Origin of the sequence: Palleniella muris (genome assembly GCF_004792655.1) — a bacterium.
GTDB classification, from domain to species: domain Bacteria; phylum Bacteroidota; class Bacteroidia; order Bacteroidales; family Bacteroidaceae; genus Prevotella; species Prevotella muris_A.
Genome location: NZ_SRZC01000006.1, coordinates 144,891 through 156,720, shown reverse-complemented (window position 1 = coordinate 156,720; position 11,830 = coordinate 144,891). Strand labels below are relative to the sequence as shown.

The following is an 11,830-nucleotide window of genomic DNA, read 5'->3' as shown; positions in this document are numbered from 1 at the left end:
TTATTTCCTATATCCCAAGGCAATTCGGGAAAATAAATGGTGAATTTGGGAATGGTGGTTCCTTTTTTGCACGAATATGCACATTTTTAACTTTCATAAGTGGTAGTTTCAGGGAATTTTAGTATTTTTGCACCACTAAATAATTGGGCATAATGGAAAAGGTTTCTCTCGGTGATATATATAATATGGTGTGCGAGGCACCTTCCGGTGATGGTTTCGGCATAGAAGCTATGCCGGAATTCCTTGACATGGACATGGAAACCAACAGTCATCCGCATGTCCACACCTTCTACGAGATACTGTGGTTCTTTGAAGGTGGTGGCATCCATACTGTGGATTTTCAGGACTATGTTGTGGAGGAAAATTCCATATTCTTCCTCTCTCCGGGGCAGATTCACAGCTTTGACGGCCGAACAAGGCATAAGGGAATCTCTGTGAAGCTGTGTACGGATTTTCTGAAATATGAGAATGCCGATGAGGATATTTTCATAAAATATAATATGTTCAATGCTTTTGACACCGCGCCTTACTTTGTGATAAAGGAATCTTCTGTGGTGAACCACCTTCACGGAATAATAGAGCGTATGCGCCTGGAGCAGGAGAGTGTGGATGATTTCGGGCACATGGACATTCTCCGTGCGCTGGTGAAGATATTCCTTGTCAATGTGCAGCGTCATGGTGTGCGCCCCGATTCTTTGCCGTTGCATACGACACGCGCGTCCCACCGCCTGTTCCTGCTATTCCGCAAAATGCTGGAGCAGGAGTTTGACCGCATACATACCGTAAAGGACTATGCCGAACGGCTTAATGTCTCGTCAAAGACCCTTACCAACAGTGTTACGGAATGCTCGCGCAAGTCTCCGCTCGCGTTCATCAATGACCGTGTCATCCTGGAGGCGAAGCGTCTCCTGCGCTTCACAAACCTTATGGTGAAGGAGATAGCCTACCGCATGGGATATGACGACCCGTCGTATTTCGTGAAGTTTTTCAAGCGTCAGACCGGCTATCTTCCCTCTGATTTCCGTGACAAAGTGCTTGTAGAGGAGAAGGAAAAGGTTGCTGGCAAGTGACTTTCGGACATGAATAAGTTATAGAAGAAAACTTCAAAATCCCTATATATAATAATTTTCAGTGCAGGTTAGGGACCTGCTTTTATCAAAATAAAATTATGCAGAAAAAATCATTCTGTGAGTTCAACAGGCTGCGTTTCACACGTTTCTCACGCAAGAGTTATGCTCTGTTTGCGTGCATGGGACGTGAAGTGATTATCGGCACACTGAGCGTCGCGACCCTTACGCATACGAAGGCTGAGGGGATAAGCGTGCGCACGGACGCTGTCGGTGACTCGTTGCAGCACAATGAGCTCAGGCTCGACGAGGTGGTGGTCACCGGAAGTCGGGTGCCGCTGACTCTCAGTGAGTCGGCGAAGATAGTCTCTGTCATCACACGTGAGGACATTCATCGTGCGGCGGCGGAAACCATCAACGATTTATTGAAGTCAGTCACAGGCGTGGATGTCCGTCAGCGCGGTGGCTTTGGTGTGCAGACGGACATCTCGATTCGTGGAGGAAACTTTGACCAGATTACGATTCTTATTAACGGAGTCAACATTTCCTCACCTCAAACCGGACATCTTTCGGCAGATTTCCCTGTCAGCGTGGAGGACATCGAGCGCATAGAGATACTCGAAGGCCCTGCTGCACGTGTTCATGGAACTTCGGCATTCAACGGTGTGATAAACATCATCACGCGGCAGTCCGGCAATGAGGCTATGGCGCATCTTTACGGCGGCAGTTACGGCTATGCCGGAGGAAACGGCTCTGTCTCCGTCGACGCCGACGGGCTTGGCAATAATGGTGCCGGGCGCTTCCGCTCAATGCTTTCCGGAGGCTATACACGGGCGGACGGTGGCACACCGAACAGTGCGTTCTCGTCGACGCGCTTCTTTTATAACGGAGGCTTTTCCATGGATAATTTCTCCATAAGCGGTCAGGCGGGCTACAGCTATAAGCCCTATGGTGCGAACACTTTCTATGGTGCTGCGAGCACAGACCAATGGGAAAGCACCGAGAGATGGATGTTTGCCTTGAACGGGAATGTGAAAATAGGAAAAGTGCACATTTCGCCACAGCTCTATTGGAATCGTTGGTACGATCATTATCAGTGGCATAAGGGAGAGCCCGCAGGTGAGAATTTCCATAAGGTTGACTCAAGAGGAGCCTCTGTCAATATGTGGTTTTCGACATTTCTCGGCAGGACATCTCTTGGTGTTGAAGTACGCAAAGAGTCCGTCTTAAGTACCTCTCTTGGAAATCCTCTTGCGGAAAATGAGTGGCAGGAGACCGGCGGCTATGATGCTCAGGACGGGAATTTCTATAAGTTCAAGGATTCAAGAACCAATGTCTCTTCATTCATGGAGCATGACATTCTACTTAAGTGTTGGACTTTCTCTCTCGGATTGCTTGCCAATATGAATACAGGCAATAACCGTCGATGGCGGTTTTATCCCGGTCTGGACATTGCATGGCGACCTGACTGCAATTGGAAACTGTATGCCTCATGGAACATGGCAATGCGTATGCCGACATTCACGGACTTGTACTACAGCGGGAAGAACATAGAAGGCAACCATGACATTCGTCCGGAGAAAACATCAGACCTTCAGTTAGGTGCATCCTTTTCTGCCAAAGGTGTTGCTGTTGAAGCACAGGCGTTCTACAGTCATAAGACTGACATGATAGACTGGGTGACCTACAGCAGTCTTTCTCAGTCAGGAGAACTGGAGTCGGACGGTATATTCCATTCGGTCAATTTCTGTCTTGACAATGTTGGAGCAGAGCTGAATGTGCGTTTGTTGCCGCAACAAATGTGGGGTGAGTCTTTTCCTGTTGCATCTGTTGGGTTACAGTACGCATACATCAACGAGAGCTCTTCTTACACAGTTAATGTCATTTCCAGTAAGTATGCAATGGAGTATTTGCGCCATAAGTTCGTGCTTTCCGCTTCAGGAAGGATATGGAAGAATCTGGCTCTAAGCCTTTCATGGCGTTGGCAGGACCGTGTGGGGGAGAACAACCCAAGCTACGCGCTCCTTGACGGCCGCCTTTCTTGGAAAGAAAAACGTTGGAAATTATATGTTGACGGTGAAAACCTTCTCAACAAATGCTACTATGACTATGTCACAATTCCGCAACCTGGACGCTGGCTTCGTGCCGGAGTAACTGTAAGTCTGTGGAATAAATAGAGTATTAAGAAAAGGGATTTTGAAGTTTTTCTTTTTCAAAACGTTCATAAGAAGTGTTTGATAGTATATGAATTAAAATGCAGAGGATGCATTATGTTTGAAGTGCACTCCAAAAGTTAAATACAAAACTTTTGGAGTGCACTTTATGGTCTGTGACAGGCATTAGTTAAAATAATTGTCTTATTTCGCCCGCAGATTTATGACAGAGTTTATGAATAACTCATGCACACGAGTATCATTGTTCAGTTCAGGGTGGAAGGCTGTGACAATCTGGCATCCTTGTCTTGCGGCGACAATGTTTCCTTCGATTTCTGCAAGAATCTCCACACTGTCCCCTACAGCCGTGATATATGGTGCACGGATGAATGTCATGGGTATCTCTCCAATTCCCCTCATCTCGTGAACAGTATGGAAACTGCCGAGCTGTCTGCCATAAGCGTTACGCTTCACGGTGATGTCCATTGTTCCGAGATGCTCCTTGTCAAGCATTATCAGCCCGGCACAGGTGCCGAATACCGGAAGCCCGCCTGCAATGGCATTCCTGACAGGTTCGAAAAGTCCTCCGTCATTGATGATGCGCATCATTGCCGTACTCTCGCCTCCGGGAATAATCAGACCGTCCTTCTGCTGCTGCCAGTCATCGGCGTTCCTTACAAGGAAGGAGTCCGTGCCTGTACGCCGTAGCATCTGTTGGTGCTCCGCAAAGGCACCTTGCAATGCAAGTATTGCTATTCTCATGCCTTTATTTGCCTCTCTCTGCCATCAGCAGTTCTATTTCGCTCTCGTTGATGCCTACCATCGCCTCGCCAAGATTCTCGCTCAGCTCTGCTATGATTTTCGGATTATTGTAATTGGTGACGGCCTTTACGATTGCCTGTGCACGCTTCACAGGGTCACCGCTCTTGAATATGCCGCTTCCGACGAACACTCCCTCTGCGCCAAGCTGCATCATAAGGGCAGCATCGGCAGGTGTAGCCACACCTCCTGCTGCAAAATTGACGACAGGGAGCTTGCCGTTCTCATGCACATACTGCACGAGGTCAAACGGCACACGCAACTGCTTGGCAGCCTCATACAGTTCATCCTCGCTCATGGAGACAAGGCGGCGTATTTCGCTCTGTATCATACGCATGTGACGTACGGCCTGGATGACATCACCTGTGCCCGGCTCGCCCTTTGTGCGTATCATGGTTGCGCCCTCGTTTATGCGTCGCAGAGCCTCGCCAAGGTTTTTGGCACCGCAGACAAAAGGCACATCGAACTTGCGCTTGTCAATATGGTACACATCATCGGCAGGGGAGAGCACCTCACTCTCGTCTATGTAGTCAATCTCGATAGCCTCAAGTATCTGTGCCTCGACAAAATGCCCTATGCGGCATTTCGCCATTACCGGGATTGTCACCGCCTCCTGTATGCCCTTTATCATCTTAGGGTCGCTCATGCGGCTTACGCCTCCTGCTGCACGGATGTCCGCAGGAATACGCTCCAATGCCATTACTGCACATGCGCCTGCAGCCTCGGCGATTCTTGCCTGCTCCGGTGTTGTAACATCCATGATGACACCGCCCTTAAGCATCTGTGCAAGGTTGCGGTTAAGTTCTGTTCTGTTTTCCATTTCTTTGTCCTTTTGCTTTTGTTGGTTACGGTGTGCCTTATGCCCACCGTTTCAAGTCTTGTGCAAAGGTAGTGAGAGGAGCATTGTCATGCAACAATCCATTCCCGAATGGAAAAACATTGTTCCGAAATCTGCTTTATTTCGTCAGAAGATTGTTGTCTCCCTCATATTCCGCAATCTTCTGCTTGAAGGATTCCGGCATGGGGATGGAGTGGTTGTGTACTGTGTCGAAGAAGACCATGACCGTGTTGCATTCGCATTTCACCTCCTTTGTCCTTTTGTTGATGGCTCGTTGGAAGAGCCGGAAGCTCTTTGTGCCAAGATGCGTTATGGTCGTTTGCAGGACAATCTCGTCAGGGTAGAATATCGGTGCGAGGAAATTCGCGTCGATATGCGCCACGACAATACCGAGACTGTCAAAGATATGCTGCCCGAGTACATCGATGAAGTACCGCGTCTTGCACATGTCGAACAGTGAGAAGTATACAGAATTGTTCATGTGTCCGAATTGGTCGATGTCGGAAAAGCGCAGCTGTGCCGGCATCTGGTGATGGAATGCCATTTCTTCTTTTTCCATGTTGTTTGTGTTTTTGGTAAGTATTGTCAGGGGGGCGCTTATCTGTGAAGATACCGCCGGTGTCTCCATGCATGCGGAGTCACCGGCGGCATCGTGTTATGCTGTAATAATGGATGTCGGAATGTTATACTCTATAGAGCAGCCCGTTCTTCAAATCCACCTCTGCTGTGTGCTTTATTTTCACATGCAGCTTCTTGCCTGTGGCATTGAAAGGAATCTGCTCGACAAAGCGGTAATAGCGTGGACGCTTGAAATTAGCTATGGCAGAGCTCTCCTTGCAGAAATGGTCAAGCTCTTCCGGAGTGAGCGACATGTCGTTCCTTACAACGTAGGCAGTGACCATCTGTCCGCGAATCTTGTCAGGCACGGAGGTCACGATGCAGTCCTTCACCTTCGGATGTGTGTTGAGCACAGCCTCAATCTCAGTAGGATAGATGTTCTCTCCCGAGGAGATGATCATGTCGTCCTTGCGTCCCACGATAGTGATGAACTGATGTTCGTCCCATATTGCAAGGTCGTTGGTGTAGATGAAGCCCTTATAGTATTTCTTTTCAGTCTCCTCATCGTTGTTCACATAGTAATAAGGTGACTTGGCAGGAGAGCAGATTATCACCTCGCCAACCTCCTTTCCGTCAATTGATGCAAGGTCGTCCGGTTCGGCACGGTGGTCCTCATAGACTTTCACCACTCTCACATCATCATCCACGCATGACGCTCCGGCAGTGCCGGCGAAGTCAGGAAGGTCGAACGGACGCAGGAATGTGTTCCAGAAAGTCTCCGTTGTGCCGTAGCCGTTGAAGATGTTCGGAGTGAGCACCTTCTGGTAACGGATGCATGCAGAGCGTTCCAGCGGGCTGCCCATGGTGACAATTCCCTTCAGTGCGCTTATGTCATAGCCCTGCCGCTCCTGCTCGTCGGCAAGTGCTTCAAGTACGGTAGGCACACCGATGATGAATGTTATCTTGTATTTCCACACATGCTTCAAGGTCTGGTGAGCGTCAAACTTGCCCTGTATCACCAGCGATGCACCGGCATAGAACACAACACAAGGACCGGCACAGTGCAGTCCGCCACGGTGGAACCATGGTGTGGTGTTCATGGTCACATCCTTATAGCTCATCGGGAAGTGAATCATCACGTCATGAGCGGAAAGAACCTCGTTGATGCTCGTCAGGCAAACACCCTTCGGGCGTCCTGTCGTACCTGAAGTGTAGAGGCGTGTTGTCTCGTCATAGATGTTGTATTCGCAGGTGAATGGCGGCTCTTCCGTTGAAGCGTCCTTCACATAGTCGTCATAAGAGATGATGCCATCATGCGTCTTTCCTCCCACAACAATGATTCGTTTCGGAGTATAGTTGGCGATTTTTATGGCTTCCCGGACATCAGGGAGCTTGGATTCGCAGCAGAGAATCACCATCGGCTTTGAGTCCTCGATGTTGAATGACAGTTCGCCACAGCTTACTCGGTAGCTCACAGGAGCGCAGACACCGTGCATCTTGTGGGCAGTGACGTAGGCGAAAGCAAATTCAGGGCAGTTGAGCAACTGCATCATGATGACATCACCCTTCTTGAATCCGTCCTTTGCCAGTGCGTTGCACAGGCGGTTGACGTCACGGTTAAGGTCGGCATAAGTCCATATCGTGCTTGTTTCGTGGCATATCATAGCCTGTCTTGTGGCATATCTGCGCACATTACGCATGAAGCCTTCTATCCAGGTATAACGGCTTTCGAAAATTGTCTTGAAATCGTTCATGTTCTTGTATTTCTTGTTTTTAACTTTCTTGTGATGGTTCTTTGCTCACAAATGCCTGTTTTTAGTTGCTTTATGCTTGCAAAAAAGCATAGAAAACCGACATCCGGCAGTCATGTATATACAAAGTTAAGCAAACTGACTGATGGAACAAGAATGTTTATAACGAAAAATACTGAATTGTTGTTTTTTGCGGATGAAATGTTATTTCCCTGCAAGCCATTTGCACACTTCCGCTTTCCGTGTGCGACTGACAATAATCTCCGGGTGGCTGTCCCCTTTGAGGCAGATGGACATCTTTCCGTTTTCGAGTCGTTCGGTGCCGGCAACCTGTCCGAGAGGGATGATGTACTTGCGGTCCACGCGCATGAAAAACTTTGGGTTAAGCATGCCGGCGACCTCGTCGAGGGTCTTTGGCAGGGCATAAGAAGTGCCGTCTTGGAGTTTGATATAGGTGGTCTTCTGCTCGGAGACAATATACCGGATGTTGGCAATCAGGATGACTTTCTCGCCTTTGGTGCTCTTGACAAGGAACCGCTCGCGATAGGAACTCTCACCGGCAGTGCTGCTTACCTGCCGTTTCCTGTGCGGTCGTAGTAGTTTCCGCGCTTTGTCCAATGCTTGGGAGAGTGTCTCGCTGTCGATGGGTTTGAGCAGGTACGACAGACTGTTATATCCGAATGCCTGCAATGCGTGGTCGCCATACGTGGTGGTGAAGATTACCGGAGTGTCCTCCGGAGCGTGGTTCAGTGCATCGAAGCACAGACCGTCATTCAGCCTGATGTCGGTGATTATTATGTCTATGCCGTAGTGACAGTACTGCAGATAGTCCTTCGCCTGCTCCACGGTGGATATGGGACCGATGATTTCCGCCTCCGGTCTGATATCCTCCAAGAGATGTTTCAGCAGGTGGAAATCGTGGTTGTCGTTTTCAAGGACAAGTATTTTCATGGGCGTTTTGTTGTGGGACTGATTCCCGATGTTTTTCTTATGCTGCTGCAAAGTTACGTTTTTTTCTTCGTAAATGGTGCGCAGGAGAGCGATTTTTTTTGTTATGAGTTTTCCAATGCTCTATTTATCATAATGTGGAAAATACACCTGAAGAATGTGTTTTGGGACACTTTCTTACGGCTTTTGATAGGTTGGAAAGGGCGAAAAACGACCGTTTTTTGTTCAAAAGATAACGATTCCTTATGTTGTTCGTAGCCTTCCGCAGTGCAAAAGGTAACACTTGGCACTGAGAAAGGTTGCCTTTTGTGGCGCAGAAGGCTGTGACTTTTTGGATGTTTGTATATAAGGTTTTGAATAACAAGATGTTATGGAAATCTTGAAAAATTCGCGAATTTCCGCTTTCTTCTTTCCGCTTTTGTTTTCAAGCGATTCTCATGAGGCAAAAACACGGCAAGTTTTCTAATTCTTATTATTGTTGTCCGGTAAAAAAGCAATGACAGGCAGCAAAGCTCTTGTATATAACCTTCTTATGAGGTCTTTATTCCAAATGGGCTTGTCTTGGGAACCGCTGACGCGGTTCTCTGCACAGAAACATTCGGACATCGCATACACAATCAGAGATGTATTTTGCGTTTTACAGACACCAATAAATTCTTATACACTTGTGTTCATTAAGGCAAAAGGTGGCGATTCAATCACGAACCGTCACCTTTCATTTTTATCAGTCAGAATTCCTCAGACTTCATTACCTTAACAAACAACAATCACATCATGTGAGGAGGGCGCATGCCGCCCATTCCTCTGCCACGGCTGAAACGACGGTCATTGAAATCTGGTCTGCCGCCGTCTCTGCCATTTCCTTTGCGTGCATTCTTTCCGCCGAAAGAGTTTATCTTATATATAAGGTGGAACATCACGTAGGAATTTATCGTGTTATACTCAGAGTCGGTACGCTGCGTATCCGAGATTGCGCGTGAGAGACTGGACTGCTTCTTCAGTATGTCATAGAACTGTACGGAAAGCGTCAGTGGTTTGCCCTTGAGGAACGACTGCGAAACCTGCGCGTTCCATACGAACTCGTTTGTGTTCAGCGATGCATCGTTATATCCTCTGCGGGAATTCATGTGCGCGTCGGTCGAGAACCCTGTGCCCCAAGGTGCGGTGACGGTGATGTTCATACCGTAGTTGAAGTTCCATGTGTCAAGATTTGACTGCGATTGGAGCAGGTTGCGTGTATGTGCGAAACTCAACTGTCCGTTAGGTTCAACCTCAAGCCATGAGCTGCGGTAGCTGATTGACAAGCGTTCGCCGATGGTTGTTGAGCGTGTGGTGTTCTTAAGTGTCACATTGTCCTGCATGAGATAAGAGACACGGTTCTGATAATAGATGTTTGTGAACGTGTTGATGTTCCACACTCCTGCGGAGTCTATACTGCGGTTGTACATAAGTGCGCCTCTGAGGTCCCAGTTGCCGTTGATGTTCTCAGGCTTTGTCTCCTTGCCACCGGTTTCCTCATTGTAGCGCACGCAGCTGGAAATGCTGTTCTGCGTCAAGGAAAAATTAACATGTGTCATCCATGACTGGCTGTAGCTCGGAGCATAACCGTTATAGAACAGGCGGAAATTATGCTTGAACGAAGGCTTCAGTTCCGGGTTACCGGTGGAGATGTTGAGAGGGTCGGAATTATCGCGGATGTCGAGAAGGTCGGTCATTGACGGCTGGCTTGTCGTTGAACGGTATGTGGCGCGCAGCTGGCTGACCTTTGAAATCTTGTAGCGAAGGTCAAGTGAAGGTGCGAAATTGAGCACATCGCGCTTCACATCGACATCCATTCCCTGGTATTTGTACCTAAGGCGGGTATGCTGAGGCTGCATCATCATTCCGACGGTGTAGTTCCATTTTCTGCCGATTTTCCTCAACTGGAAGGAGCCTTCATGAGTGTAGGTGTCGTATTCAGACTTCTTTGACAAGTCTTCGTCAAGATATTCGTCCAAATTAGGATAGCCGTTGAGTTTGCCGAGATAGGTCTCCCAATCACGGTAGGCCGGTATGACAAAGTCGTAACCGTCAATGTCAGAATAGTCGTAAGTGCTACGGTCACTCTTTGACTTTGAGTATTTGAATGAGTATGCAGCCTGTAGGAACATCTGTTTTCCCAAAGGTTCGGAGTAAGTTCCTTTCAATGTGTAGCTGTAAGACTTTGTCGGAGTGACGTTGTATCTGTTTTTCTGATAGTTCTCTTTGTCCAAAGCCTGGAATATAGTCACATCCTGAAGGCTTGTACTCTTGGAATCACCGTCACTGTAACTGAAGTTTCCACGGAATGTTATGTTGCGTCCGCGGTTGTTCAGCTTACGATTGAACTGGAACATTCCGTTTGCCGATGTTGACTTGCTGTAGGAAAGTGAGCTTGCTTTCTTTGAGTTAACAAGCTGTTCAAGCTCTTCCAACTTGCTCAACCCTTCTTTTGAAAGAGGGTCGCTGACACTCTTGTAAGGGTCGTCATTGAACGTAGCGTCGGCAGAGTTTGACACATTGTCGGAAGTGGAGATAGAGATGTTAGGACGGAACATGATGTTTGTCATCGTGTCCGGTGTCCATTCGAGCCGCATCTGGGCATTCCATGAGTCGCCACGTGAGAAGGATTGAGACTTTGAGTTGCCGAAAGACTTTGTGGAACTGAGGAAGTTCTCGGTAGATTTCTTTGACATCACATCCTTGTCGTTATGGTTCCAGCGCACAGAACCGTCGATTTTCAGAATCTTTGCATTCTGATAGTTGACATTGAATCCTAACATCTTGTGCGCATTAAGACCATTGTTCCCACCGCCGAAGCGCATACCGCCACCACCGCCGGGGAATCCTTGGTTGCCGGTGTTGTTGGCACTTCCGAAGCCCATAATCTTCAGATTGTCACGCATATATGCTGCCATGCCACGCTCGGCATAGCGGTCGTAAGTGCCAATGGACAAGTCCACATTAGCCATGAATCCCTTGTTCATGCCGCGCTTTATGCCGAAGTCGAGGACTGTCTCCTCCTCTCCGTCGTCGATGCCTGTCACACGGGCAAGGTCAGACTTCTGGTCGTAAGCCTTCACCTTCTCGATAATCGATGTCGGAAGGTTCTTCAAGGCAGTCTCCGTGTCACCGGTCATGAACTCCTTGCCGTCGACAAGTATCTTCTTGACCTCCTTGCCGTTCATGGTTATCTTACCGTTCTCGTCCACTTGGGCACCCGGAAGACGCTTGACAAGCTCCTCTATGGCAGAGCCTTCGGGAGTATGGTATGCCGCGGCATTGTATACGAAAGTATCTTCCTTGACAGTCATCTTTGCTGCCTGTCCGTTGACGATAGCTTCTTTAAGCATCACGGCATCGAGGGCAAGCGTGATTTTGCCGAGGGAAACGTTGGACCCGCTGACCCGAACCGGTTTGACAAGGGTTTTATAGCCTATGCTTGTGACCTTCAGCAGATAGCTGCCGTCCTTCGGTGCTGTCACCGAGAATCTGCCGTCAATGTCAGAAATCACACCTTTGACGAAGGTGCTATCTTTTTTCAGAAGCGATACCGTAGCCTGTGCGATACCGTCATCGCTGTCTTTGTCAACGAATGTTCCGCTGATAACTCTCTGCGCCATTACGTTGACCGTGGCACAAAGAGCGATAACCATCAATAAAAATATTTTCTTCATT

At 48.3% G+C, this 11,830-nt stretch carries 8 protein-coding genes; 2 read left to right on the top strand and 6 right to left on the bottom strand.

Features of this window, described 5'->3' with window-relative positions:
* Positions 1–152: 152 nt before the first annotated feature.
* Positions 153–1,070 carry a helix-turn-helix domain-containing protein gene (locus E5358_RS05240; protein WP_135939204.1) on the top strand — a complete coding sequence of 306 codons (918 nt, stop codon included), beginning with the start codon at positions 153–155 and terminating at the stop codon, positions 1,068–1,070.
* Positions 1,071–1,168: 98 nt separating this feature from the next.
* Positions 1,169–3,244 (top strand): TonB-dependent receptor plug domain-containing protein, encoded by a 2,076-nt coding sequence (locus E5358_RS05235; protein WP_135939203.1) that lies wholly within the window; start codon positions 1,169–1,171, stop codon positions 3,242–3,244.
* 180 nt (positions 3,245–3,424) lie between these two features.
* Here E5358_RS05235 and pdxT read toward each other — a convergent pair whose 3' ends face one another.
* The 6 genes from pdxT to E5358_RS05205 all read right to left on the bottom strand — a co-directional run bounded on the left by pdxT (position 3,425) and on the right by E5358_RS05205 (position 11,829).
* Positions 3,425–3,982, bottom strand: coding sequence for a pyridoxal 5'-phosphate synthase glutaminase subunit PdxT (gene pdxT, locus E5358_RS05230; RefSeq protein WP_135939202.1), 558 nt, complete (start codon positions 3,980–3,982; stop codon positions 3,425–3,427).
* Positions 3,983–3,986: 4 nt separating this feature from the next.
* The gene (gene pdxS, locus E5358_RS05225; protein WP_135939201.1) at positions 3,987–4,859 is read right to left on the bottom strand and encodes a pyridoxal 5'-phosphate synthase lyase subunit PdxS; all 873 of its coding nucleotides are present in this window, start codon (positions 4,857–4,859) and stop codon (positions 3,987–3,989) included.
* Positions 4,860–4,995: 136 nt separating this feature from the next.
* Positions 4,996–5,436 (bottom strand): acyl-CoA thioesterase, encoded by a 441-nt coding sequence (locus E5358_RS05220; RefSeq protein ID WP_135939200.1) that lies wholly within the window; start codon positions 5,434–5,436, stop codon positions 4,996–4,998.
* A 124-nt stretch (positions 5,437–5,560) separates the two neighbouring features.
* A complete protein-coding gene (locus E5358_RS05215) occupies positions 5,561–7,189 on the bottom strand; it encodes a class I adenylate-forming enzyme family protein (RefSeq protein ID WP_135939199.1) in 1,629 nt (542 codons plus the stop codon).
* A 201-nt stretch (positions 7,190–7,390) separates the two neighbouring features.
* Positions 7,391–8,137, bottom strand: a complete 747-nt coding sequence (locus E5358_RS05210; RefSeq protein WP_135939198.1) for a LytR/AlgR family response regulator transcription factor — start codon at positions 8,135–8,137, stop codon at positions 7,391–7,393.
* Positions 8,138–8,901: 764 nt separating this feature from the next.
* A complete protein-coding gene (locus E5358_RS05205) occupies positions 8,902–11,829 on the bottom strand; it encodes an outer membrane beta-barrel protein (protein WP_135939197.1) in 2,928 nt (975 codons plus the stop codon).
* Position 11,830: the final 1 nt, after the last annotated feature.

Excerpts from the sequence above, each read along its gene's own strand:
- E5358_RS05240 (WP_135939204.1), top strand. The coding sequence starts at position 153 with ATGGAAAAGGTTTCTCTCGGTGATATATATAATATGGTGTGCGAGGCA.
- E5358_RS05235 (WP_135939203.1), top strand. The coding sequence starts at position 1,169 with ATGCAGAAAAAATCATTCTGTGAGTTCAACAGGCTGCGTTTCACACGT.
- pdxT (WP_135939202.1), bottom strand. The coding sequence starts at position 3,982 with ATGAGAATAGCAATACTTGCATTGCAAGGTGCCTTTGCGGAGCACCAA.
- pdxS (WP_135939201.1), bottom strand. The coding sequence starts at position 4,859 with ATGGAAAACAGAACAGAACTTAACCGCAACCTTGCACAGATGCTTAAG.
- E5358_RS05220 (WP_135939200.1), bottom strand. The coding sequence starts at position 5,436 with ATGGAAAAAGAAGAAATGGCATTCCATCACCAGATGCCGGCACAGCTG.
- E5358_RS05215 (WP_135939199.1), bottom strand. The coding sequence starts at position 7,189 with ATGAACGATTTCAAGACAATTTTCGAAAGCCGTTATACCTGGATAGAA.
- E5358_RS05210 (WP_135939198.1), bottom strand. The coding sequence starts at position 8,137 with ATGAAAATACTTGTCCTTGAAAACGACAACCACGATTTCCACCTGCTG.
- E5358_RS05205 (WP_135939197.1), bottom strand. The coding sequence starts at position 11,829 with ATGAAGAAAATATTTTTATTGATGGTTATCGCTCTTTGTGCCACGGTC.